The organism is Kitasatospora sp. NPDC001603 (assembly GCF_040298365.1).
GTDB lineage: Bacteria > Actinomycetota > Actinomycetes > Streptomycetales > Streptomycetaceae > Kitasatospora.
The window spans coordinates 54,193-78,161 of sequence record NZ_JBEPAA010000006.1 but is presented as its reverse complement, the minus strand read 5'-3'; the positions used below and the strand labels follow the sequence as shown (position 1 = coordinate 78,161).

Annotated in this window: 23 protein-coding genes; 10 read left to right on the top strand and 13 right to left on the bottom strand. The window is 71.7% G+C overall.

Annotated elements, in window-relative coordinates:
- Positions 1-3: 3 nt before the first annotated feature.
- Genes sufD through ABT263_RS06355 form a run of 3 tightly spaced genes read right to left on the bottom strand, consistent with a single transcriptional unit; the run spans position 4 to position 3,576 of the window.
- Positions 4-1,251 carry a Fe-S cluster assembly protein SufD gene (sufD, locus tag ABT263_RS06365; RefSeq protein WP_329490028.1) on the bottom strand — a complete coding sequence of 416 codons (1,248 nt, stop codon included), beginning with the start codon at positions 1,249-1,251 and terminating at the stop codon, positions 4-6.
- A 57-nt stretch (positions 1,252-1,308) separates the two neighbouring features.
- Positions 1,309-2,724 (bottom strand): Fe-S cluster assembly protein SufB, encoded by a 1,416-nt coding sequence (gene sufB, locus ABT263_RS06360; RefSeq protein ID WP_329490027.1) that lies wholly within the window; start codon positions 2,722-2,724, stop codon positions 1,309-1,311.
- Between the two features lie 9 nt (positions 2,725-2,733).
- A complete protein-coding gene (locus ABT263_RS06355) occupies positions 2,734-3,576 on the bottom strand; it encodes a helix-turn-helix transcriptional regulator (RefSeq protein WP_329490026.1) in 843 nt (280 codons plus the stop codon).
- A gap of 302 nt (positions 3,577-3,878) precedes the next feature.
- On the opposite strand from ABT263_RS06355, the gene ABT263_RS06350 reads away from it, so the two are divergent.
- Together ABT263_RS06350 and ABT263_RS06345 are read left to right on the top strand one after the other, a co-directional pair.
- The gene (locus ABT263_RS06350) at positions 3,879-4,805 is read left to right on the top strand and encodes an ABC transporter ATP-binding protein (RefSeq protein ID WP_352288154.1); all 927 of its coding nucleotides are present in this window, start codon (positions 3,879-3,881) and stop codon (positions 4,803-4,805) included.
- Between the two features lie 47 nt (positions 4,806-4,852).
- Positions 4,853-5,572 (top strand): ABC transporter permease, encoded by a 720-nt coding sequence (locus ABT263_RS06345; protein WP_352288370.1) that lies wholly within the window; start codon positions 4,853-4,855, stop codon positions 5,570-5,572.
- A gap of 23 nt (positions 5,573-5,595) precedes the next feature.
- Here ABT263_RS06345 and ABT263_RS06340 read toward each other — a convergent pair whose 3' ends face one another.
- Together ABT263_RS06340 and ABT263_RS06335 are read right to left on the bottom strand one after the other, a co-directional pair.
- Positions 5,596-6,483: a YhjD/YihY/BrkB family envelope integrity protein gene (locus ABT263_RS06340; protein ID WP_502885765.1), complete on the bottom strand. Its 888-nt coding sequence runs from the start codon at positions 6,481-6,483 to the stop codon at positions 5,596-5,598.
- A gap of 167 nt (positions 6,484-6,650) precedes the next feature.
- Positions 6,651-7,031 (bottom strand): TipAS antibiotic-recognition domain-containing protein, encoded by a 381-nt coding sequence (locus tag ABT263_RS06335; RefSeq protein WP_352288151.1) that lies wholly within the window; start codon positions 7,029-7,031, stop codon positions 6,651-6,653.
- 258 nt (positions 7,032-7,289) lie between these two features.
- On the opposite strand from ABT263_RS06335, the gene ABT263_RS06330 reads away from it, so the two are divergent.
- Complete coding sequence (locus ABT263_RS06330; RefSeq protein ID WP_352288149.1) at positions 7,290-7,871, top strand: maltokinase N-terminal cap-like domain-containing protein; 582 nt, start codon at positions 7,290-7,292, stop codon at positions 7,869-7,871.
- Positions 7,872-7,955: 84 nt separating this feature from the next.
- Here the strand turns inward: ABT263_RS06330 and ABT263_RS06325 are convergent, their stop codons facing one another.
- A complete protein-coding gene (locus tag ABT263_RS06325; RefSeq protein ID WP_352288147.1) occupies positions 7,956-8,678 on the bottom strand; it encodes an LAETG motif-containing sortase-dependent surface protein in 723 nt (240 codons plus the stop codon).
- 299 nt (positions 8,679-8,977) lie between these two features.
- A complete protein-coding gene (locus ABT263_RS06320) occupies positions 8,978-10,324 on the bottom strand; it encodes a choice-of-anchor A family protein (RefSeq protein WP_352288145.1) in 1,347 nt (448 codons plus the stop codon).
- Positions 10,325-10,578: 254 nt separating this feature from the next.
- On the opposite strand from ABT263_RS06320, the gene ABT263_RS06315 reads away from it, so the two are divergent.
- The gene (locus tag ABT263_RS06315) at positions 10,579-11,559 is read left to right on the top strand and encodes a COX15/CtaA family protein (protein WP_502885764.1); all 981 of its coding nucleotides are present in this window, start codon (positions 10,579-10,581) and stop codon (positions 11,557-11,559) included.
- A gap of 57 nt (positions 11,560-11,616) precedes the next feature.
- Here ABT263_RS06315 and ABT263_RS06310 read toward each other — a convergent pair whose 3' ends face one another.
- Positions 11,617-11,955 carry a hypothetical protein gene (locus ABT263_RS06310; protein ID WP_352288142.1) on the bottom strand — a complete coding sequence of 113 codons (339 nt, stop codon included), beginning with the start codon at positions 11,953-11,955 and terminating at the stop codon, positions 11,617-11,619.
- Positions 11,956-12,027: 72 nt separating this feature from the next.
- Here ABT263_RS06310 and ABT263_RS06305 point away from each other — a divergent pair, with 72 nt between their 5' ends.
- Positions 12,028-12,669 carry a DUF2461 domain-containing protein gene (locus tag ABT263_RS06305; RefSeq protein ID WP_352288140.1) on the top strand — a complete coding sequence of 214 codons (642 nt, stop codon included), beginning with the start codon at positions 12,028-12,030 and terminating at the stop codon, positions 12,667-12,669.
- Between the two features lie 53 nt (positions 12,670-12,722).
- Here ABT263_RS06305 and ABT263_RS06300 read toward each other — a convergent pair whose 3' ends face one another.
- Positions 12,723-13,664, bottom strand: coding sequence for a heme o synthase (locus ABT263_RS06300; protein WP_329490017.1), 942 nt, complete (start codon positions 13,662-13,664; stop codon positions 12,723-12,725).
- 467 nt (positions 13,665-14,131) lie between these two features.
- Between ABT263_RS06300 and tkt the strand changes: the two genes are divergently transcribed.
- From tkt to pgl, 5 genes are all read left to right on the top strand, one after another.
- Positions 14,132-16,231, top strand: coding sequence for a transketolase (gene tkt / locus ABT263_RS06295; RefSeq protein ID WP_329490016.1), 2,100 nt, complete (start codon positions 14,132-14,134; stop codon positions 16,229-16,231).
- Positions 16,232-16,324: 93 nt separating this feature from the next.
- Complete coding sequence (gene tal / locus ABT263_RS06290; RefSeq protein WP_352288137.1) at positions 16,325-17,464, top strand: transaldolase; 1,140 nt, start codon at positions 16,325-16,327, stop codon at positions 17,462-17,464.
- 61 nt (positions 17,465-17,525) lie between these two features.
- Positions 17,526-19,082 carry a glucose-6-phosphate dehydrogenase gene (gene zwf / locus ABT263_RS06285; protein WP_329492285.1) on the top strand — a complete coding sequence of 519 codons (1,557 nt, stop codon included), beginning with the start codon at positions 17,526-17,528 and terminating at the stop codon, positions 19,080-19,082.
- Entirely contained in the window at positions 19,079-20,182 is a 1,104-nt protein-coding gene (gene opcA, locus ABT263_RS06280; RefSeq protein WP_352288135.1) for a glucose-6-phosphate dehydrogenase assembly protein OpcA, read from the top strand. Before zwf ends, opcA begins: the two co-directional genes overlap by 4 nt.
- Positions 20,179-20,967 carry a 6-phosphogluconolactonase gene (gene pgl / locus ABT263_RS06275; RefSeq protein WP_329490013.1) on the top strand — a complete coding sequence of 263 codons (789 nt, stop codon included), beginning with the start codon at positions 20,179-20,181 and terminating at the stop codon, positions 20,965-20,967. The genes opcA and pgl overlap by 4 nt, the downstream gene beginning before the upstream one ends.
- Before the next feature lie 75 nt (positions 20,968-21,042).
- Here the strand turns inward: pgl and ABT263_RS06270 are convergent, their stop codons facing one another.
- The 4 genes from ABT263_RS06270 to ABT263_RS06255 form a co-directional block, all read right to left on the bottom strand.
- Positions 21,043-21,330: an RNA polymerase-binding protein RbpA gene (locus ABT263_RS06270; protein WP_030308030.1), complete on the bottom strand. Its 288-nt coding sequence runs from the start codon at positions 21,328-21,330 to the stop codon at positions 21,043-21,045.
- A 205-nt stretch (positions 21,331-21,535) separates the two neighbouring features.
- Positions 21,536-21,772: a preprotein translocase subunit SecG gene (gene secG / locus ABT263_RS06265; RefSeq protein WP_329490012.1), complete on the bottom strand. Its 237-nt coding sequence runs from the start codon at positions 21,770-21,772 to the stop codon at positions 21,536-21,538.
- Positions 21,773-21,859: 87 nt separating this feature from the next.
- Positions 21,860-22,645, bottom strand: a complete 786-nt coding sequence (gene tpiA, locus ABT263_RS06260; protein WP_352288133.1) for a triose-phosphate isomerase — start codon at positions 22,643-22,645, stop codon at positions 21,860-21,862.
- 4 nt (positions 22,646-22,649) lie between these two features.
- Positions 22,650-23,855 (bottom strand): phosphoglycerate kinase, encoded by a 1,206-nt coding sequence (locus ABT263_RS06255; protein WP_329490010.1) that lies wholly within the window; start codon positions 23,853-23,855, stop codon positions 22,650-22,652.
- Positions 23,856-23,969: the final 114 nt, after the last annotated feature.

Sequence of the window (23,969 nt, the reverse complement as noted above, 5' to 3'; positions counted from 1 at the left end):
GCCTCAGACCGCCGCTTCCAGCTCGGCCTCGATCTTCTCCATGAGCTGCTCCTGGATCTCGGCGACGCCGATCTGCTGGACCAGTTCGGCGAAGAAGCCGCGCACCACCAGGCGGCGGGCCTCGTCGGCCGGGATGCCGCGGGCCCGCAGGTAGAACAGCTGCTCGTCGTCGAAGCGGCCGGTCGCGGAGGCGTGGCCGGCACCGACGATCTCGCCGGTCTCGATCTCCAGGTTGGGGATCGAGTCGACCCGGGCACCGTCGGTGAGCACCAGGTTGCGGTTGAGCTCGTAGGTGTCGGTGCCCTCGGCGGCGGCGCGGATCAGCACGTCGCCGACCCAGACGGCGTGCGCGTCCTGGCCCTGCAGCGCGCCCTTGTAGACGACGTTGGAGCGGCAGTGCGGGGTGTCGTGGTCGATGACCAGACGGTGCTCCAGGTGCTGGCCGGCGTCGGCGAAGTACAGGCCGAACAGCTCGGCCTCGCCGCCGGGAGCGGAGTAGGAGACCCGCGGGTGGATGCGGACCACGTCGCCGCCGAAGGTGACCACGACGGACTTCAGCGAGGCGTCCCGGCCGACCAGGGCGGTCTGCTGGGCGGTGTGCACCGCGTCGCGGTCCCAGTCCTGGACGGAGACGAAGGTCAGCTTGGCGCCGTCGCCGAGCAGCAGCTCGACGTTGGCCGCGCGGGTGCCCGTCCCGGTGTGGTTGATCACCACGACGGCCTCGGCGAACGGCTTGACGTCGATCACCACGTGGGCGAAGCGGGTGCCGCCCTCGCCGTGCACGTCGATCTTCACCGGCTCGGTGAGCACCGTCTCCTTGGGCACGGTGACTACGAGCGCCTGCTCGAAGGCGCTGAACGCCTGGGCGGCGACCCGGTCGACCGGCTTGCCGGCCTTGCCCAGGCGGGCGTCGTCGCGGCCGACGGTCTCGGCGGTGACGCCGTCCGGCAGGCTCAGCTCGACCTTGTCCGCGCCCTTCTCCGCCTCGGCGGCGCTGCCGTCGTGCAGGCCCTTCAGGCGGTGCAGCGGGGTGAACCGCCAGTCCTCCTCGCGGCCGGTCGGCACCGGGAAGTCGCCGACCTCGAAGGAGGGCTTGACGGCGACGCGGGCGTCGATCGGCTGCTGGACGGTCGCGCGGCCGGTGCCGGGGCCGGCGAGCTGCGCGCCCGCCCCGGCGGTGCCGACCTCGATCGAACCGGCGGTGGTGGAACCGGCGGTGGTCCCAGCGACATTCAAAGGCGTGTCAGCCATGGCTGTCGTAGTGCTCTCTTCCTCAAAGTTGGTGGCTGGACTGCGTGCGGCTGTGCGTCAGCCGACGGAGCCCTCCATCTGCAGCTCGATCAGCCGGTTCAGCTCCAGCGCGTACTCCATCGGCAGCTCGCGCGCGATCGGCTCGACGAAGCCGCGGACGATCATGGCCATCGCCTCGAACTCGGTCATGCCCCGGCTCATCAGGTAGAAGAGCTGGTCCTCGCTGACCTTGGAGACGGTCGCCTCGTGGCCCATCGACACGTCGTCCTCGCGGACGTCCACGTACGGGTAGGTGTCCGAGCGGGAGATGGTGTCGACCAGCAGGGCGTCGCAGAGCACGTTGGACTTCGCGCCCTTGGAGCCCTCGCCGATCTCGATCAGACCGCGGTAGGAGGTGCGGCCGCCGCCTCGCGCCACCGACTTGGAGACGATGTTGGAGGAGGTGTTCGGCGCCATGTGGACCATCTTGGCGCCGGCGTCCTGGTGCTGGCCCTCACCGGCGAAGGCGATCGACAGGGTCTCGCCCTTGGCGTGCTCCCCCATCAGGTAGACGGCCGGGTACTTCATGGTGACCTTGGACCCGATGTTGCCGTCGATCCACTCCATGGTCGCGCCCTCGTACGCCACGGCGCGCTTGGTGACCAGGTTGTAGACGTTGTTCGACCAGTTCTGGATCGTCGTGTAGCGGCAGCGGCCGCCCTTCTTGACGATGATCTCCACGACCGCGGAGTGCAGCGAGTCCGAGGAGTAGATCGGCGCGGTGCAGCCCTCGACGTAGTGGACGTAGGCGTCCTCGTCGACGATGATCAGCGTCCGCTCGAACTGGCCCATGTTCTCGGTGTTGATCCGGAAGTAGGCCTGCAGCGGGATGTCGACGTGGACACCCTTGGGCACGTAGATGAAGGAGCCGCCCGACCACACCGCCGTGTTCAGCGCGGCGAACTTGTTGTCGCCGGCCGGGATGACGGTGCCGAAGTACTCCTCGAAGATCTCCGGGTGCTGCTTCAGCGCGGTGTCGGTGTCCAGGAAGATGACACCCTGCTCCTCCAGGTCCTCACGGATCTGGTGGTAGACCACCTCGGACTCGTACTGCGCGGCCACACCGGCCACCAGCCGCTGCTTCTCCGCCTCCGGGATGCCGAGCCGGTCGTACGTCGCCTTGATGTCGGCGGGCAGGTCCTCCCAGGACTCGGCCTGCTTCTCGGTCGAGCGCACGAAGTACTTGATGTTGTCGAAGTCGATGCCGGTGAGGTCCGAGCCCCAGGTGGGCATGGGCTTCTTGCCGAACAGCTTGAGGCCCTTGAGCCGCAGGTTCAGCATCCACTCGGACTCGCTCTTCTTCGCCGAGATGTCGCGGACGACGTCCTCGCTGAGCCCGCGCTTGGCGACGGAGCCGGCGGCATCCGGGTCCGCCCAGCCGTACTCGTAGGTGCCCAGGCCTTCGAGCTCCGGGTGCGAAACGGTGTCAGTCATGCGAGCTTCCTAACGCGCGGACGCTGAATCTTCGGTGGACGTACCGGCAGTCGGCACTGCACCGGAACCCGGACCCGCGCTGCGCAGGGAGGGCGACGATGCGGCACCGGGTGCCGGCACATAGGTGGTGCAGACCCCGTCGCCGTGGGCGATGGTGGCCAGCCGTTGCACATGGGTGCCCAGCAGTTGGGAGAAGACCTCGGTCTCCGCCTCGCAGAGCTGCGGGAACTGCTCGGCGATGTGCGCGACCGGGCAGTGGTGCTGGCAGAGCTGGGCGCCCGCCGGGGCTTTCGCCGCGGCTGACGGAACCCGCCGCACCGTGGCAGCGTACCCGTCGGCGCTGAGCGCCCGGGCGAGTGCCTCGGTCCGCTCACCGGCCTCGGCCTGGCGCAGGGCGTCCAGGTACTTCTCACCCTGCTTGCCGAACCGGGCGCGGGCAAAGGCGGCGACCGCCTCCTCGCCCGCCGCGCCGCCGCCCACCGCGTCGGAGATCCAGCGCAGCGCGTCGGCCGCGAGCTGGTCGTACGCCTGGTAGAAGGCGTCCCGACCGGACTCGGTGAGGGCGAAGACCTTGGCCGGGCGACCCCGGCCGCGGCTGCCGTAGACCCGCTGTTCACGGGCGTCGACCAGTCCTGCGGCGGCTAGGCCGTCCAGGTGACGGCGGACGGCGGCGGTCGTCAGACCGAGCCGGTTCGCCAGGTCGGCGGCGGAGGACGGACCGTGGTCGAGGATCGACCGGGCCACCCGGTCCCGGGTCGCGCGGTGACCGTCGAGCAGCACCTCGGTCGCGTTCGCGGGCACGGCGCAGCCGGGGGCCGACTCGGCCTCCTGCTGCGGGGAGTGCTCGCGCATGTTTTTCACAACACGATTGTTGCGTAATTACTTCCGCCGGGACAAGCCGTGATGCAGGCCTCACTCGTGTCATCTGTCACGCAGGTAAGCCTTACCTGACCTGCGAAAACGATCACCTGGCACCGGTTCCGGCGGTCGTTCCGGCCCTCCTCGCCCCCCGTCGGACCCCCGGACGGCCCGCCGACCAGGCCATCGACCCGCTCCACCCGCCACCCCTTCGGCCGCCCGTCCGGTGCCGCGTCCGGCCCCGGCGCGGCGTCCCGCTCCGGGCCGCCGTGTTCGCGCCTCATACACTCGCCGGTATGCATTCCGAACCCGCGGTCCGGGTCACCGGGCTGGTCAAGCGCTACGGCACCAAGACGGCGGTGGACGGTCTCGACCTGACCCTCGCGCGCGGCGCCGTCACCGCCGTGCTCGGTCCCAACGGCGCCGGCAAGACCACCACCATCGAGATCTGCGAGGGCTACCGCCGCCCCGACGCCGGCACCGTCCGCGTCCTCGGCCTCGACCCTGTCGCCCAGGGCGCCGAGCTCCGCCCCCGGATCGGCGTGATGCTGCAGTCCGGCGGCGTGTACGCGGGAGCGCGCGCCGTCGAAATGCTCCGGCACACCGCCAAGCTGCACGCCCACCCGCTGGACGTGGACGCCCTGGTCGAACGCCTCGGCCTCGGCTCCTGCGGCCGGACCACCTACCGCCGGCTCTCCGGCGGCCAGCAGCAGCGGCTCGCCCTGGCGATGGCCGTGGTCGGCCGGCCCGAGCTGGTCTTCCTGGACGAGCCGACCGCCGGCCTGGACCCGCAGGCCCGCCGCGCCACCTGGGAGCTGGTCCGCGACCTGCGCCGGGACGGCGTCACCGTGGTCGTCACCACCCACCACATGGACGAGGCCGAGCAGCTCGCCGACCGGGTCGCCGTGGTCGACCGCGGCCGGGTGATCGCCGAGGGCACCCCGGACGAGCTCTGCCGCGGCGGCGCCGAGTCCTCGCTGCGCTTCGACGGCCCGCCCGGGCTCGACCTCGCCCCGCTGCTCAAGGAGCTGCCCGACGGCGCCACCGCCGCCGAGGCCTCGCCCGGCAGCTACCGCATCGAGGCGCCCGTCGATCCGCAGCTGCTGGCCACCGTCACCGGTTGGTGCGCGGCCTCCGGCATCCTCCCCGAGCGGCTCGCCGTGCAGCGCCGCAGCCTCGAAGACGTCTTCCTCGACCTGACCGGACGGGACCTCCGCTCGTGACGACCACCGACTACTCGCCCGCGCCCGGCGCCGCCCCGGTCGGCCGGATGCTGCTCGCGCAGACCGCCTTCGAGACGAAGATGCTGCTGCGCAACGGCGAACAGCTGCTGCTGACCGTCATCATCCCGACGGTGCTGCTCGTGCTCTTCTCCGCCGTCGACGTCGTCGCCGTCGAGGGCCCCGGCAAGCGCGTCGACTTCCTGGCACCCGGCCTGCTGGCGCTGGCCGTGATGTCCACCGCGTTCACCGGGCAGGCCATCGCCACCGGATTCGAACGCCGCTACGGCGTGCTGAAGCGGCTCGGCGCCAGCCCGCTGCCGCGCTGGGCGCTGCTCACCGCCAAGACCGGCTGCGTGCTGGTCACCGAGGCGCTCCAGGTCGCCCTGCTGAGCGTGATCGCGCTCGCCCTCGGCTGGTCCCCGCACGGCGACCCGTTCAGCGTCGTCGCCCTGCTCGTCCTCGGCACCGCGGCCTTCTCCGGCCTCGGGCTGCTGATGGCCGGCACCCTCAGGGCGGAGGCCACGCTGGCCGCCGCCAACCTGGTCTTCGTCCTGCTGCTGCTGGCCGGCGGCGTGATCGTGCCGCTGAGCAGGTTCCCGGAGGCCGTCCAGTCGGTGCTGGAGCTGCTCCCGATCGCCGCGCTGTCGGACGGCCTCCGCTCGGTCCTCCAGACCGGCGCCGGTGTGCCCTGGGCCGACCTCGGCATCCTGGGCGCCTGGGCGGTCGTGGCCCTGGCCGCCGCCGCCCGCTTCTTCCGCTGGGAGTGACCCTCGGGGCGGCGCCCCGAGGGTCAGGGCCCGCCCGGCTCGTCCGGGTCCTTGGACCGGCGGTAGCGGGCGATCTGCCGCCGGGTGGTGTGCCACCGGGACCGCGCCTGCTCGATCACGGTGTGCCACTCGCGGCGGATCTCGTCGTCGGGCGGGCGCTCACCCCGGGCGATACCGACGAGCTCGTCGCGCACCTCCCGCCCGAGCGCGGCCGAGCCGACGGTGACGAGCATGGCGCCGAAGAGTCCCGAGAGCGTCGCGAAGACGGCGCCCACGGCGCCGTACCGGGCGGCCGAGGAACTGAACAGGTGCGGCAGGTAGACCGTCGCACCCACCGAGTAGACCGCCGCCAGGACGCCCCCGACGACACCGAACGGGAGCAGGGCCCGCCAGGCGACCCGCCGCGCGGTGAGGATCCAGCCGCCCCAGACGAGGAAGGCCGCGGTCACCGGCGCTTCGGCCGCGGCCGCCCCCAGCTGCAGGCGCCCCCGGCCGAGGAAGCCGTAGACCAGACCGGTGGCCATCAGGTAGCCGGTGAGACCGGCCACCCACCACAGGTCGTTCAGCGTGTTGCGCACACTGAGCGGTCTGAGCTCCCAGGTCTGCTCGAACAGGCGCTGGACCGCCCGGGCGAAGCTCAGCACCGAGATCACGAGGAACACCGCTCCGAAGACACCGATGGTCGCGGCCGTGCCGGACGAGGGCGCGAACACCTGCCGGATGGCGTCGGCGCCCTCGCCGGTGAGCTGGTAGCGGCCGATGATCCGCTCCGCCGTGTCCGCGTGCCCCGTGCGCGCCAGGACGCCGCCGGTGAGGATCGAGAGCGGGACGGTCGCCGCCAGCGCGCCGGCGGCCAGGGCCATCGAGCGGTCGAAACCCACGAGCTTCTGGAAACGGCTGACGCAGCGCAGGGCGAAGGCCGGGCGAAGCCAGAACGTCAGCGTTCTGATGACGCGTTCGCGGCTGGTCCGGGCCGTCGCGCCCTCCTCGGATCTCCTCGGTCCCGTGCTGGCTGCGAGCGTAGCCCGCCCGGCCGTCGGCGGGAGCCCGCGACGCGGCCGTACCGGCGGGTCCCGCCCTACGGGGCGAAGCCGGTCCCGCGTTCGGCGAAGACGCCCATCGCCTCCCCCAGGAACTCCACCATCCTGGGGTGGTAGGAGTTGTGGAAGTCCCTCATGTCGTCGTTCTCCGCGTAGAAGAGCGCCATGCCGAGGTAGGCCTTCCTGGTGGGGACGTAGAACCGGCAGGCGATGTCGAAGTGCCTGCCGACGAACTCCTGGATCCGCGGGTCCCCGGGCAGGGAGCCCTCCAGAACGGCCGCGATCTCCTTGTACAGCACGTCCCAGTCCTGGTGGACCCGGTCCCGGTCCACGTGTTCCCAGTGGTCGGTCTCGGCGAGGCTCTTCGCCTGCTCCCCGGCCAACGCCCGGCGACACTCGTCCTCGTACTGATTCCCCATGGCACCGATTCCCGTGATTCCCTGTGCCCCGTCGGCGAATTCCCCGGGGCCCGACCGACCTGCCGACGTTGATCAACTGCTCGGTCCCGGCCGAACAGTGGCACACCCCCGCAGGGGCGGCAATCCGTTTTGTTCGGCCCGGCGCCGAGCGCCCGGCCCGGTTCGGCACCGCCCCCCGCCCGCACCGGGTGATGCCGTCCGATACGTTCGACCGCATCCCGTGGCAGGACGGGCCCGGATCTACGCGCGAGGGAAGTCATGGCCGCCATCCACCGCACCACCATGAAGCCCACCAAACTGGAGCTGCTCACCGGCTGGCTGCCGAAGCAGAGCTGGTACGTGGGCACCGCAGGCACCCCGGAACTGACGACGGCCGGCGGGTTCCGGCTGGACGATCCGGCGGGCGAGGTCGGGATCGAGTTCATGGTCGTGGTGGACACCTCCGCGCCGGAACCGGTCGCGTACCTGGTGCCGCTGGCCTACCGGGGTACGGCGCTGGCGGACGCTCCGGCCGAGGCGCTGATCGGCACCTCCGAGCACGGGGTGCTCGGCACCCGGTGGATCTACGACGGCGCCCACGACCCGGTGGTGACGGCGCAGTCGCGCGCGCTCCTGCGCGGCGGGGCCGTCCCGCAGCACCAGAGCCTGAGCGACACCCCCGACCCCGGCGTCACCGTGCACGGCGCACCGGCCGCCGAGGCGTTCGACGTCCGGCTCAACCGCGTCCTGCGGCCCACGGAGGCCGCGGAGGGGGGCCCTGCCGCGCGCCTGGTCGCCGGGTGGACCTGGCCGGACGGCACACCCGCCCGGGGCGTCTTCGCGACCGTCACCCCGGGCTAGCAGGGCACGCGAAACCCCCGCACAGAACACGGTGGCCCCCGCTCGTCGTGCGAGCGGGGGCCACCGTGCGATCGGCCGTGGGCGTCAGCTCTCGCTGCCGCCGCTGCGGCGCTTGCGGGCCAGCAGGACGAGCGCGCCGCCGAGCAGGACGACGCCGCCACCGGCCGCGGCGATGATCGGGGTGGCGTCACTGCCACCGGTCTGGGCGAGCACCGGGCCCGGGGTGGCGGTGCTCGGCGCCGGGGTGGGCGTCCGGGTCGGGGTGGGCGTCGCCGTGGGGGTCTTGGTGGGGGTCGGCGTCGGGCTCGACGTCGGGGTCCTGGTGGGCGTAGGGGTCAGGGTGGGCGTCGGCGTCGGGGTCGCCGTGGGGGTCGGGGTGGGGGTGGGAGTCGGGGTCTTGGTGGGCGTGGGGGTCGGGGTGGGCGTCGGGGTCTGGCAGACCTCGATCGTCTTGGTCTCCGTCTTGTTCCAGTCGGCGTTCTTCGGGTCCTCGGTGGTGGTGACCACGAAGGTCGCGCTGACCGGCTTGGCGTGGTCCTTCACCGGGAACGTCCCGTGGAACTCCTTGCCGAACGGCTTCTGGTCGAGCACCTTCTCGCCGTCGACGGTCAGGCTGACGACGTTCTTCACACCGCTCGCGTCGCTGTAGTTGGTCAGATCGATCACGATCTTGTCGCAGGTCACCTGCCACTTGGGCGCGTGCGCCGAGGCGCTGGTCGCCAGTGCCAAGGGCAGCAGGACGGCGGCTGCCGCCGTCCCCGCCAGTGCCGCGTTCCTGATGCCGATCTGCCGCCGCTGTCGCGCCATTTCGTTGTCCCCTCCGAACGGTCTTGCGCAGCAGGCTTGTTGAAAGGCTCGCGGTGGCCCGCCACGACTGTCCGGGGGACTCTACCGGCACACCCTCACCTCCCCACACCCCGCCGTACGACCGGATTTCGACTGTCCGTCCGGCCTCGGTTGTGCAAGGAGCAGCCCATCACGGCGGCGACCTCGCACGACACCCGTTCGGCGAACTTGAACGTATTCCGTCACGGTGGCGCAAACGCACTGCCCCCGGCGGTCGAATCCGACCACCGGGGGCAGCACTACGGTCGCCCGGCGGGCCGTCAGGCCTTCCTGGCCGCCCGGCGACGGGTGGCCACCACGATCGCGCCACCGGCGGCGATCACGACGGCGCCGGCGATCGTCAGCGGGACGACCGGGCCGGAGCCGGTGTGGGCGAGGCCGCCTCCGGTGGTCGCCTCCGCCGACGGGGCGGCCGAGGCGCTCGGCACCACCGCCGCCGACGGGGAGGCGGAGGCCGCCGGGCTGCCCGGGGCGCCCGGGCCCGGTGTGCCGGTCGTCGGGGCGGACGGGCTGCCGGGGCCGCCCGGGGTCACCGAGGCGCCGGGCGTCGCCGGCGTGCTCGGGGTCACCGACGCGCTCGGCGTGGAGGACGGCGACGGCGAACCGCTCGGCACCACCGGCGGCACGGTCGGCACGGTGGTCGGCGGCACCTCGGTGTTCAGGCAGCCGGTGAACGGGTAGTGGTGCGTCTCCGCGCCGCCCTTGCCGGTCAGCGACTTGGCGATCACCGAGCCGTTGACCGGTCCGCCGCTGCCGAGGTCGAAGGCGGCGTTCGGCGCCAGCACGGTGCCGGCCCAGGCGGCCTGGCTGTTCTTGACCACCTTGGTGGCGGTCGGGAAGTTCCAGAGCAGCTTGGCCCGGACCGCCCCGCCCGACGCGCTCTGCAGCTTGTCGTCCAGGACGTAGGCCTTCTTGCCCTCGTCCCACAGGTGGAAGCCCGTGGTCCGGGCGGCGGCCATGTCGTAGCTGTCGCCGGTCACGGTGACGACGGTGACCGAACCGACCGGCACCTTCACGAAGACGTCGGTGGCGCCCTGGAGCGTCGCCGCGCTGACGGTGAAGCTGTTGAGCGTGGCGTCGGCGCTGCTCAGGTAGAGCTGCGCGCCCTTCGCCTCGACCTTGGCGCCGGCGGTCTGCGCCCCGGCCGCGAGGGCGGTGGCGGCCGAGCGGAGCTTGGCGAACTCGGCCTTGAAGTCGATCGGGGAGGCGCCCTGGCTGATCTTGCCCTGGTGGGCGTCCACCACGGCGCCGGGGGCCTTCGAGCCGTAGACGCCGTTGCCCTTCATCACCTGGGTGTTGTGCCCGGTGATCTTGCCGGCGACGACCAGCGCGTTGCCGCCGGGAAGCGCCGCGACCTGGTCCGCGGTCAGTTCCTGGCCGACCGAGAAGCCGCCGGTGAAGTCCGCGTTGCCGCCGACCGCCACCGCGCCCTCGGCGTCCGGCGTGTGGCTGTCGTCGCCCTCGATGAACTCCCCGTAGAGATTGGCGACGCCGAGGCTCTGGCACTGCCGGCCGGGCTCGGCCGCGTGCGCGGCCGGGGCGATCAGACCGGCCAGGGCGAGGGATCCGCCGAGAGCGAGCGCTGCGGCGGGTGTGGGTATGCGCATGTGCAGGATCTCCGCTTACGTGCGGGGGTGGGAGCGGTCCCGGAAAAAGGTATGGACCAAGCCGCACTCTTTCGGCCAACCGAGTGATTGGTCAAGACCAATGTCCGCCTTGCCCGAACAGTCCCGTTCGGGCCGAACGGCCCGCACCGGGGCCCGTCGGACGGCCCCCGGGGCGCCGGACCGGCGACGGGCCGGACGGCGCCCGCCCGGCGCGACCCCGCCCCGCCCCAAGATCGGCTGTAAGGCCGCCTACGATTGACCCCGTGCCTACCCCCTTCTCCCTGCTCGCCGACCGCTGGCAGCCGTCCGCCGCCATGGTCCGGCGCGCCGCGTTCGCCGCGCTGGTGATGAGCGTGGTGATCGTCGTGACCGGCGGAGCCGTCCGGCTCACCGCCTCCGGCCTCGGCTGCACCACCTGGCCCCGCTGCACCGGCGAGAGCATCACGCCGACGCCCGAAATGGGCCTCCACGGCATCATCGAGTTCACCAACCGGATGCTGACCTACGTGCTGAGCGCCGCGGTCGGCTGGGCGATCCTCGCCGCCCGCTGCCACCGGCCCTGGCGGCGCGGTCTGAGCAGGCTCGGCTGGGCCCAGTTCTGGCTGGTGATGAGCAACGCCGTGATCGGCGGCATCACCGTCCTGACCGGCCTCAACCCCTACACGGTCGCCGTCCACCTGATCTCCGCGATGGCCCTGGTCTGGGTCGCGCTGCTGATGTGGGAGCGCTCGCGCGAGGGCGACGGCCCGCCGCGGCCGGCGGTGGCCGGTCCGATCGTCCGGCTCTCCTACGTCCTGGTCGCCGTGATCGGCCTGCTGGTGGCGGCCGGGACGCTGGTGACCGGCGCCGGGCACCACCCCGGGACGCCCAAGGACAACAAGCTGGTGCCGCGGATCCCCCTCGACTACGACCGCCTCGCCCAGGTGCACGCCGACCTGGCGTTCGTCTCGGTCGGCCTGGCGGTCGCGGTGCTCTTCGTGTTCGCCGCCGTGAAGGCCCCGCCGGCCGCCCGCGCGCGGGCCCGCGAGCTGCTCGCGGTGCTGCTGCTCCAGGGCGTGCTCGGCTTCGTCCAGTACTTCACGGACGTCCCGGAGCTGCTGGTCGGCATCCACATGCTGGGCGCCACGCTCACCTGGATCGCCGTCCTGCGCATCCCGCTGGCGCTGCGCGTGCGCGAGGGCGCCGCGCCCACCGCGCCGCTGCCCGCGCAGGCGCCGCGGACCGCCGCGGTCTGAGCGTGCGAGAGGGGCCCCGGGGAAACCCGGGGCCCCTCTCGCGTACTCGGCGCGGCCTCAGCCGCCGATCTGGATACCGGCCATCCGCTTCCACTCGTACGGGCCGGTCCTGACCTTCAGGCCCAGCTCGCCCTCGAAGCTGTCGTGCAGGGTGACCCCGGCCAGCTCGGCGGCCCGGCGGCCGACGGCGTAGCTCGGGGCGACCTGGTCGCCCCAGGCGCCGTCCGCGCCGACCACGACGATCCGGGTGGCGACGGTGCCCACGTACTCGACGACGCCGTCGGCGCTGCCGCCGTGCTGCTCGGCGAAGGCGGTCAGGTGCTTGGCGATGCGCTTGGCGCGGCGCTCGACGCGGGCGTCCGGCGCGGCGGGGGTGGCGGTCTCTGCGCTGCTCATGCCCGCATGCTACCGATCGGTAGCGGAGCTGGCGACGGGACCGGGCTGTGCACCGGACCACATACTGGAGCGGTGACCTTCCAAGGCTGGCCGGCCGAGGCCCTAGAGTTCTACGAGCACCTGGAGACCGACAACTCCAGGACCTTCTGGCAGTCCCACAAGGACCGGTACGAGCACGCCGTGCGGGAGCCGATGGAGCGACTGCTCGCCGAGCTGGAGCCCGGCTTCGGGCCGGGCAGGATCTTCCGCCCCAACCGGGACGTCCGGTTCAGCGCCGACAAGTCCCCGTACAAGACGCACATCGGCGCCCACCTGGAGAGCGGCGGCTACATCCAGCTCTCCGCCGACGGCCTGGCCTGCGGCAACGGGCTGTACCGGCTCGCCCCGGACCAGCTGGCGCGCTACCGGGCCGCCGTCGCCGAGGAGGTCGGCGGCGCCGAGCTGGAGCGGGTGATCGCCCGGGTCCGCGCGGCCGGGCCGGAGGTGGTCGGCCGGGACAGCCTCAGGTCCGCCCCGCGCGGCTACCCCCGGGACCACCCGCGGATCGAGCTGCTCCGCCACAAGGGGCTGGTCGCCTGGCAGGAGTGGCCGCCGGCGGCGTGGCTCGGCACCCGGGCCGCCCACGACCGGATCACCGGCTTCCTGCGGGCCTCCCAGCCGCTGCGGGACTGGCTGGACGACCGGGTGGGACCCTCCGAACTGCCCCCGCGCTGAGACGCGGAAGGGGCCCCGGTCCGAAGACCGGGGCCCCTTCTCCGCGTCGGCGGCTACTTCACGAACGGATCCACCGCGATCACCACGAACAGCAGCGTCAGATAGGTGATCGACCAGTGGAAGAGGCGCATCTCCTTGAGCTTCGCGCCGACCACCCCGGCCTTGGCCCGGGCGTACAGTCCGTGCGCCTCCTTCAGCCAGGCCGCGCCCAGCACGACCGCCGAGACGGGGTACAGCCAGCTGGTCTCCGCCAGCGGCCAGAGCGCCAGCGAGACGGCGACCATCACCCAGGAGTAGAGGACGATCTGCTTGGCGACCGCCAGGTTGCCCTTGACCACCGGGAGCATCGGCACGCCGGCCCGCTCGTAGTCCTCGCGCACCTTCATCGACAGCGGCCAGTAGTGCGGCGGCGTCCAGAAGAAGATGACCAGGAAGAGCACCAGCGCCGACCAGGACACCGAGCCGGTGACCGCCGCCCAGCCGACGAAGACCGGCATGCAGCCGGCGATCCCGCCCCAGACGATGTTCTGCGCGGTGCGCCGCTTCAGCCCCAGCGTGTAGACGAACACGTAGAACAGCAGGGCCGACAGCGCCAGCAGCGAGGAGAGCGCGTTGACCAGGAAGCCGAGCCAGAGCGTGGAGCCGACCGCCAGCGCGATGCCGAAGACCAGCGCCTCGCGCGGTGACACCATCCCGGTGACGAGCGGCCGCCGCTCGGTGCGCGACATCACCGCGTCGATGTCGCGGTCGATGTACATGTTGAGGGCGTTGGCGCCACCGGCCGACAGGTAGCCGCCGATGACCACCTTGAGGACCAGCAGCGGATCCGGGACACCGCGCTGCGCCAGGAACATCACCGGGACGGTGGTGATCAGCAGCAGTTCGATGATCCGAGGCTTGGTCAGTGCGACGAATGCGCCGACACGGGCCCCGAACGGCCGGTGCGCAGGCGTCGCCCCGGTGACCCCGGCGGGACGGGATTCGACGGCGGTCACTAACACCCCAACTGAAGATGAATCTTCGCAGGCGTCCACCGGAACGATGTTCCCGAATCGTCCGCTCTGCGCGTACCACGCCACCTTAGACGCTCCATATCTCCCCACCGGCTCCGGGGTCCCCCGGGCGGGGCGGAACGCACACCCCTGGGTGAACCCCTGGGCGAACACACGAAGCCGACCTGCTGCGATACCTGTCCCCCGTCCCGGCCCCCGAACGGGCAGAGGCCGTGAAACCAGGAGAGGCTGGGACAAAAGAACCCTTCGAACCCTCGTGGGAATCGCCATACGGAAATGCCCGTTGTCTCAGCACGGAGGGTGATCCCCGACCCGGACGGTAGGCTCGCACCGAGAAGCGGGATCTACCCTCCGTGACCGGCACCACCCAGCGTCCGGCCCCATCGACGTGGCCGACCCGGTCCCCTTCACGGGGTCACTCTTCACAACGGAAGGAGCCCTGAGACAGGGTGAGCACGACGCCGACGAATGCATTCGAGTGGTCCGAGCTGGACGAGCGGACGGTCGACACCGCCCGCGTCCTGGCCATGGACGCGGTCCAGAAGGTCGGCAACGGACACCCCGGGACGGCCATGTCGCTGGCCCCGGCGGCGTACCTGATCTTCCAGCGCTTCCTGCGCCACGACCCGACCGACCCGGCCTGGGTGGGCCGCGACCGTTTCGTCCTCTCTCCCGGGCACACCAGCCTGACCCTCTACACGCAGCTCTACTTCTCGGGCTACGGCCTGGAGCTGGACGACCTCAAGGCGTTCCGGGTCGCGGGCAGCCGCACCCCGGGCCACCCCGAGCACGGTCACACCGCGGGTGTCGAGACCACCACCGGCCCGCTCGGCCAGGGCATCGGCAACGCCGTGGGCATGGCGATGGCCGCCCGCTTCGAGCGCGGTCTGTTCGACCCGGACGCCCCCGCCGGCGAGTCGCCGTTCGACCACACCATCTGGGCCATCGTCTCCGACGGCGACCTGGAGGAGGGCATCTCCGCCGAGGCCTCCTCGCTGGCCGGCCACCAGAAGCTGGGCAACCTGGTCGCGCTCTACGACGACAACCACATCTCGATCGAGGGCGACACCGAGACCGCCTTCTCCGAGGACGTGCTCAAGCGCTACGAGGCGTACGGCTGGCACGTCCAGCGGGTCGCCCCGAAGTCCAACGGCGACATCGACGTGGCCCTGGTGGCCGAGGCGCTGGCCGCGGCCAAGGCCGAGACCTCCCGCCCGTCGATCATCGCGATGCGCACCATCATCGCCTGGCCGGCCCCGGACGCGCAGAACACCGCCAAGGCGCACGGTTCCGCGCTCGGCGCCGCCGAGATCGCCGCCACCAAGAAGGTCCTGGGCTTCGACCCGGAGAAGACCTTCGAGGTCAGCGACAAGGTCATCGAGCACGCCCGTCAGGTGATCAAGCGCGGCAAGGCCGCCCGCGACGAGTGGCAGCGCTCCCTCGACGCCTGGCGCGCCGCCCACCCGCACCGCGCCGCCGAGTTCGACCGCATCCAGGCCGGCGAGCTCCCCGACGGCTGGAAGAAGGCCGTCCCGGTCTTCGCGGCCGGCAAGGACGTCGCCACCCGCAAGGCCTCCGGCGAGACCCTCAAGGCGCTCGGCGCGGTGATCCCGGAACTGTGGGGCGGCTCGGCCGACCTCGCGGAGTCCAACCTCACCACCATCGACGAGGACAGCTCCTTCCTCCCCGAGGGCAACCCGCTGAAGTCGGCCAGCCCCTACGGCCGGACGATCCACTTCGGCATCCGCGAGCACGCCATGGGCTCGACCATGAACGGCATCGCGCTGCACGGCGGGACCCGGGTCTTCGGCGGCACCTTCCTGGTCTTCGCCGACTACATGCGCCCGGCCGTCCGCCTGGCCGCGCTGATGAAGCTGCCGGTCACCTACGTCTGGACGCACGACTCGATCGGCCTCGGCGAGGACGGCCCGACCCACCAGCCCGTCGAGCACCTCGCCTCGCTGCGCGCCATCCCGGGCCTGTCGATGGTCCGCCCGGCCGACGCCAACGAGACGGCCGTCGCCTGGCGCACGATCGTCGAGCGGCACAGCAGCCACCCGGGCCCGGTCGGCCTGGCGCTCACCCGCCAGAACGTCCCGACCTTCGACCGCGAGGTCTTCGGCTCCGCCGAGGGCACCGCGAAGGGCGGCTACGTCCTGGCCGAGGCGTCGACCGGCGACCCGCAGCTGATCCTGCTCGCCACCGGCTCCGAGGTCCAGCTGGCCGTCCGGGCCCGCGAGGTCCTGGAGGCCGAGGGCGTCGCGACCCGCGTGGTCTCGCTGCCGTCCTTCGAGTGGTTCCAGGAGCAGGACCAGGCCTACCGCGACAGCGTGCTGCCGCCGTCGGTCCGGGCCCGCGTCTCGGTCGAGGCCGGCATCGCCCAGGGCTGGCGCGAGCTGGTCGGCGACCACGGCCGGATCGTCTCGCTGGAGCACTTCGGCGCCTCCGCCGACTACCAGGTGCTCTTCGAGGAGTTCGGTCTGACCGCCGAGCGGGTCGTCGCGGAGGCGCACAACGCCCTGCGCTCGCTCGAAGCCGTCAACCGCTAGTACCGCCTGGGCCGCGTGCCCGCCCGCACAGCGGGTACGCGGCCCGTCTGACGACCCCACAGACAGATGAAGACAGAAGAAGGACTGAGCACCATGACTGACGCACTGAAGCGCCTCAGCGACGAAGGCGTGGCGATCTGGCTGGACGACCTCAGCCGGAAGCGACTGAACACCGGCAACCTCGCCGAGCTGGTACAGAACAAGCACGTGGTGGGCGTCACCACCAATCCCACCATCTTCCAGAAGGCCATCGGCGGCGGGGACTCCTCCTACGACGGCCAGCTGCGCGACCTCGCCGTCCGCAAGGTCACCACCGACGAAGCCGTCCGCATGATCACCACCTCGGACGTCCGGGACGCCGCCGACGTGCTGCGCCCGGTCTACGACGCCTCCAACGGCCGCGACGGCCGGGTCTCCATCGAGGTCGACCCGCGGCTGGCCCACGAGACGGCCGCGACCGTCGCCGAGGCCAAGCAGCTCTGGTGGCTGGTCGACCGCCCGAACGTCTTCATCAAGATCCCCGCCACCAAGGCCGGCCTGCCCGCGATCGCCGAGGTCATCGGCAAGGGCATCAGCGTCAACGTCACGCTGATCTTCTCGCTGGAGCGCTACCGCGCGGTGATCGACGCCTTCCTGACCGGTCTGGAGGGCGCCAAGGCCAAGGGCCTGGACCTCTCGCAGATCGAGTCGGTCGCCTCCTTCTTCGTCTCCCGCGTGGACACCGAGATCGACAAGCGCCTCGACGAGGTCGGCGGCGACGCCAAGCAGCTGCGCTCCAAGGCCGCCCTGGCCAACGCCCGCCTGGCCTACCAGGCGTACGAGGAGGTCTTCGGCAGCGTCGACGGCAAGACCGCCGGCAGCGACCGCTGGAAGGCCCTGGAGGCCGCCGGCGCCAAGCCGCAGCGCCCGCTCTGGGCCTCCACCGGCGTCAAGGACCCGGCCCTGCCGGACACCCTCTACGTCACCGAGCTGGTCGCCCCCGGCACCGTCAACACGATGCCCGAGGCCACCCTGGAGGCCACCGGCGACCACGGCGTGATCACCGGCGGCACCATCGTCCCCAACTACGCCGACGCCACCGAGGTGATGGCCGCCATCGCCGCCGCCGGCGTGGACTACGACGACGTGGTCCAGGTCCTGGAGGACGAGGGCGTCCAGAAGTTCGAGCAGTCCTGGAACGAGCTGCTCGACACCGTCACCGCCTCGCTCGCCTCGTTCGCCGACGAGAAGTGACCCCTGCTCACAGCCAGCGCACGAAAGCGGAGCACATCCAGTGAGCACTGATTTTCCTGAGTTGACGTCGGACTCGGACCCGAGCGACGCTCCCGCCGCTCCCGTCAACCCGCTTCGTGACCCCACCGACCGGCGGCTCCCGCGCATCGCGGGGCCGTCCGGCCTGGTCATCTTCGGGGTCACCGGCGACCTGTCCCGCAAGAAGCTCATGCCGGCCATCTACGACCTGGCCAACCGCGGCCTGCTGCCGCCGGGCTTCTCGCTCGTCGGCTTCGCCCGCCGCGAGTGGAAGGACGAGGACTTCGCCAAGGAGGTCCACGACGCGGTCAAGGAGCACGCCCGGACCCCGTTCCGCGAGGAGGTCTGGCAGCAGCTCGCCAAGGGCATGCGCTTCGTCCACGGCACCTTCGACGACGACGACGCCTTCGACAAGCTCCGGGCGACCATCGAGGAGCTCGACAAGGCCCAGGGCACCGGCGGCAACTTCGCGTTCTACCTCTCGGTACCGCCGAAGTTCTTCCCGACCGTCGTCCAGCAGCTGAAGAAGCACGGCCTGGCCGACCCGCCCCAGGGCTCCTGGCGGCGCGCCGTCATCGAGAAGCCCTTCGGCCACGACCTGGAGAGCGCCCAGGAGCTGAACCGGATCGTCCACGAGGTCTTCCCCCGTGACGAGGTCTTCCGGATCGACCACTACCTGGGCAAGGAGACCGTCCAGAACATCCTGGCGCTGCGCTTCGCGAACCAGATGTTCGAGCCGATCTGGAACCGGTCGTACGTCGACCACGTGCAGATCACCATGGCCGAGGACATCGGCATCGGCGGCCGGGCCGGCTACTACGACGGCATCGGCTCGGCCCGCGACGTCATCCAGAACCACCTGCTCCAGCTGATGGCGCTCACCGCCATCGAGGAGCCGGCCTCGTTCCACCCCAAGGCGCTGGTGGCCGAGAAGCTCAAGGTGCTCAGCGCCGTCAAGCTCCCGGCCGACCTGGGCAAGCACACCGTGCGCGGCCAGTACGCGGCCGGCTGGCAGGGCGGCGAGGAGGTGCTCGGCTACCTCGACGAGGACGGCATCAACCCGGACTCCAAGACCGACACCTACGCGGCCATCAAGCTGGAGATCAACAACCGCCGCTGGGCCGGGGTGCCGTTCTACCTGCGCACCGGCAAGCGGCTCGGCCGCCGGGTCACCGAGATCGCGGTGGTCTTCCAGCGCGCCCCGTACCTGCCGTTCGACTCCTACGCGACCGAGGAGCTGGGGCAGAACGCCCTGGTCATCCGGGTCCAGCCGGACGAGGGCGTGACGGTGCGGTTCGGTTCCAAGGTGCCGGGGACCTCCTTCGAGGTCCGGGACGTCACGATGGACTTCGCCTACGGCGAGTCCTTCACCGAGTCCAGCCCGGAGGCCTACGAGCGGCTCATCCTCGACGTGCTGCTCGGCGACGCCAACCTGTTCCCGCGCCACCAGGAGGTCGAACTCTCCTGGCAGATCCTCGACCCGATCGAGAAGTACTGGGACGACCACGGCAAGCCCGCCCAGTACCCGGCAGGGACCTGGGGTCCGGTCGAGGCCGACGAGATGCTCGCACGAGACGGCAGGAGCTGGCGCCGGCCATGAAGATCGACCTCACGGACACCACGTCCAGCAAGATCAACGCAGCCCTGATGGAGGCGCGCCGGGCCAGCGGCTCCACCGCCGCCGGCATGGTGCTCACCCTGGTGATCGTGACCGACGAGGGCAGCGCCTACGACGCCCTCAAGGCCGCCAACGACGCCTCCCGCGAGCACCCCTCGCGCACCCTGGCGGTCATCAAGCGCGCCGGGCGCTCGCCCCGGGCGCGCGCGGAGACCCGCCTGGACGCCGAGATCCTGGTCGGCACCGCCGCCGGCTCCGGCGAGACGGTCGTCCTGCGCATGCACGGCGAGCTCGCCGCGCACGCCCAGTCGGTCGTCCTGCCGCTGCTCCTGCCGGACGCCCCGGTGGTGGTCTGGTGGCCCGAGAATGCGCCGCTGCACCCGGCACAGGACCCGCTGGGCTCGATCGCCCAGCGCAGGATCACCGACGCCGTCACCGCCGAGTCGCCGGTGGGCCAGCTCGCCCAGCGGGCCCAGAGCTACACCCCGGGCGACACCGACCTGGCCTGGACCAGGATCACCGGCTGGCGCTCGATGCTGGCCGCCGCACTGGACCAGCGACCCTCCGAGGTCACCTCCGCGGTGGTCGAGGGCGAGTCGTACAACCCCAGCGTCGAGCTGCTCGGCCTCTGGCTGCACAACCGGCTGCACGTGCCGGTTGAGCGGGTCGTCACCGGCGGCCCGGGCATCACCGCGGTGCACCTGCGCACCAAGGACGGGGACATCACCCTGGACCGCCCGGACGGCCTGATGGGCACCCTGTCGATGCCCGGCTCGCCGGACCGCCAGGTGGCGCTCAAGCGTCGCGAGACGTCCGAGCTGATCGCGGAGGAGCTGCGCCGGCTCGACCCGGACGACATCTACGCGACGGCCGTCCGCACGCCGGTCGAGCGGCTGAGCCAGCCGGACACCGCCGAGACCGAGGCGGCCGAGGAGGCCACCCGGGCGGTGGTCTCCGAGGCCGCGGTGGCCAACCCGACCCGGGTGACCGCCAAGGTCCAGGACGCGTCGGAGCCGGCCGGGGAGGCCGGCCCGGCGAAGAAGGCCCCGGCCAAGCGCACCGGCAAGAAGGCGTCCTCGTGACGGCGGCGACCCCGCAGCTGGTCGTCCACCGGGACAAGGAGCTGATGGCCCAGGCGGCCGCGGCCCGGCTGATCACCCGGATCGTGGACGCCCAGGCCGCCCGCGGCACCGCCTCGGTGGTGCTCACCGGCGGGCGCAACGGCAACGCGCTGCTCGCCGCCATCGCCGCCTCCCCCGCCCGGGACGCGGTCGACTGGGCCCGGCTGGACCTCTGGTGGGGCGACGAGCGCTTCGTCGCCGCCGACAACGCCGAGCGCAACGCCGTCCAGGCCCGGGCGGAACTGCTCGACGCCGTCCCGCTCGACCCGGCCCGGGTGCACGAGATGCCCGCCTCGGACGGCGTCGACGGCTCGGACGTCGAGGCCGCCGCGGCCCGGTACGCGGAGGAGCTGGCCAAGGCCGCCGGTCCGGGTGACCGCCTCGGTGTGCCCGCCTTCGACGTGCTGCTGCTCGGCGTCGGCCCGGACACCCATGTCGCCTCGCTCTTCCCCGAGCACCCGGGCGTCCGGGAGACCGGGCTGACGGTGGTCGGCGTGCGCGGTGCGCCCAAGCCCCCGCCGACCCGGATCTCGCTCACCCTCCCGGCCATCCGGGCGGCCCGCGAGGTCTGGCTGCTGGCGGCCGGCGAGGACAAGGCGGGCGCCGTGGCGCTGGCCCTGTCCGGCCCGGGCGAGCTCCAGGCGCCCGCCTCGGGCGCCCACGGACGGAGCCGGACCCTGTGGCTGCTGGACCGCGCGGCGGCGGCTCAGCTCCCGCCGCAGCTGTACCCGCCGGCCTCGGCCTGACCGCGTTCGGCCCGACGGCATGACGAAGGGCGCCACCGTTCTCCACGGTGGCGCCCTTCGGCGTCGGTCAGGTGCTCAGATCTCACCGCGCAGCTTGGCCAGCGCCTCGGCGAGGATCGCCTCGCCGTCGGCGTCGGTGCGCCGCTCACGGACGTAGGCGAGGTGGGTCTTGTAGGGCTCGTTGCGCGAGGGGGCCGGCGGGTTGTGCTCGTCCTGACCGGCCGGAAACCCGCACCGCGGGCAGTCCCAGGTGTCCGGGATGACCGCCTCCGCGGCGAAGCTGGGACGGGTCTCGTGCTTGTTGGCACACCAGAAGGAGATCCGGTTGCGGGGGGCGGATTCGCCGCGCTCCGCCTCGCCCATCGGGCCGGCTCCGACCCTGCTGCCACGGATGGCGTTGCCACTTGCCACGGTCTGACTCCCTGCGTGCTGGTGCGCCGACCCGCCGCGGTGCGCGTCGGTGGCTAAAGTCGTCCTAGTGTAAGCAGGAGTTAAGGATGCACCGTCACCGACTCCGCCCCGGACCGTTCCAGCATAGGCCGCGGGGCGACAGGGCGTCAGAGATACGTCAGCTCTTGTACTTGAGCACCAGGCCGAGCACGATGATGCACGCGAACCAGGCGAAACCCACGATGACCGTGATGCGGTCCAGGTTGCGCTCGGCCACGGCCGAGCCGCCGCCGGTGGACATCGCGCCGCCACCGAACATGTCGGACAGGCCGCCGCCCTTCCCCTTGTGCAGCAGCACCAGGAGGATCATCAGCAGGCTGAAGATGATCAGGGCAATCGAGAACCCGAGAACCACGGCGGGACCAACTCTCTCGTATCTTCGGCGAAGGGGCCGGGCCGCACGATGCGGTCCGGCCCCAAAGCCTACGTTGCTGCGGCGGCGTTAGCCTACTGCCTGGTCACGGTACCGCACGATCTTGACGAACTCGTCGGCGTCCAGGGAGGCACCGCCGATCAGGCCGCCGTCGACGTCCGGCTTGGCCATCAGGCCGGCCGCGCTGGAGGACTTGACCGAGCCGCCGTAGAGCACCCGGACCTTCTCGGCCAGCGGGGCGTCGTACAGCTCGGCGATCCGCTTGCGGATGGCCGAGCAGACCTCCTGGGCGTCCTCGGGGGTCGCCACCTCGCCGGTGCCGATCGCCCAGACCGGCTCGTAGGCGACCACGACGGACTCGGCCTGGTCGGCCGGGACGTCCTTCAGGGCGCCGTCGAGCTGGGCCAGGGTGTACTCGACGTGGGTGCCGGCCTTGCGGATCTCCAGCGGCTCGCCGATGCAGAGGATCGGGGTGACCCCGCTGCGGTAGGCGGCCTTGACCTTGGCGTTGACGATCTCCTCGTTCTCGCCGTGGTACTGGCGGCGCTCCGAGTGGCCGATCACCGCGTAGGTGCACTTCAGCTTCGACAGCATCGGGCCGGAGATCTCGCCGGTGTAGGCACCGGAGTCGTGCTGCGAGATGTCCTGCGAGCCGTACTTGATCTTCAGCTTGTCGCCGTCGACCAGGGTCTGCACCGAGCGCAGGTCGGTGAACGGCACCAGAACGGCGACCTCGACCGACTCGTAGTCCTTGTCGGCCAGCGCGAACGCCAGCTTCTGGGTGTGCTGGATGGCCTCAAGGTGGTTGAGGTTCATCTTCCAGTTGCCCGCCATCAGCGGGAGACGCTCAGTCATTGCCTCAGCCTTCCAGGGCGGCGAGACCGGGGAGCGTCTTGCCCTCCAGGTACTCAAGGCTGGCGCCACCGCCGGTCGAGATGTGCCCGAACTTCGTCTCGTCGAAGCCCAGGATGCGGACGGCCGCGGCGGAGTCGCCGCCACCGACCACGGTGAACGCGTCGCTGTCGAGCAGGGCCTGCGCGACGGCCTTGGTGCCCTCGGCGAAGGTCGGGTGCTCGAAGACACCGACCGGACCGTTCCAGAACACCGTCTTGGCGTCGGCCAGCTTCGCCGCGAACAGCTCCCGGGTCTTCGGGCCGATGTCCAGGCCCTCCTTGTCCGCGGGGATCTTGTCGGCGTCGACGACCGCGAAGTCCTCGACCGGCTTGTGGGTCTTGGTGTCGGGGAACGACCCGGAGACCGCGATGTCCACCGGCAGCACGAACTCGACGCCGTTCGCCTTCGCCCGCTCCAGGTAGTCCAGGACGACCGGGATCTGGTCCTTCTGCAGCAGCGAGATGCCGACCTCGTGCCCCAGGGCCGCGAGGAAGGTGTACGCCATGCCGCCGCCGATGAGGATGCGGTCGGCCTTGCCGAGCAGGTTCTCGATCACGCCGACCTTGTCGGACACCTTGGACCCGCCCAGGACGACCACGTACGGCCGCTCGACCTCCTCGGTGAGCCGCTTGAGCACGGCCACCTCGGCGGCGATCAGGTCGCCGACGGCGTGCGGCAGACGGGCCGGCAGGTCGTACACCGAGGCGTGCTTGCGGTGCACGGCGCCGAAGCCGTCGCCGACGTACAGCTCGGCCAGCGCGGCCAGCTCGTCGGCGAAGGCGCCGCGCTCGGCGTCGTCCTTGCTGGTCTCACCGGCGTTGAAGCGCAGGTTCTCGAGCAGCGTGACCTCGCCGTCGGCCAGGGCGGCGACGGTGGCCTTCGCGCTCTCGCCCACGGTGTCGGTCGCGAACGAGACCGGCGTACCGAGGATCTCGCCGAGGCGGGCGGCCACCGGCGCGAGGGAGAACTGCGGGTCGGGCTCGCCCTTCGGGCGGCCGAGGTGGGAGGCGACGACGACCTTCGCACCGCGCTCGACGAGCTTGGCGATGGTCGGGGCGACGGCGCGGATCCGGCCGTCGTCGGTGATCGTGCCGTCGGACAGCGGGACGTTGAGGTCGGCGCGGACGAACACGCGCTTGCCGGCGACGTCGAGGTCTTCGATGGTCTTCACGGTCTTCGGTCTCCTGGGGAGATGGTTGCGCTGTTGGCAGCGGCACAACGGCGGGCCGCCTGGGAGTTGAGTTTCGAGGGTGCGCAGACGGAGGGCCCGGACGGCGTGCGGTGT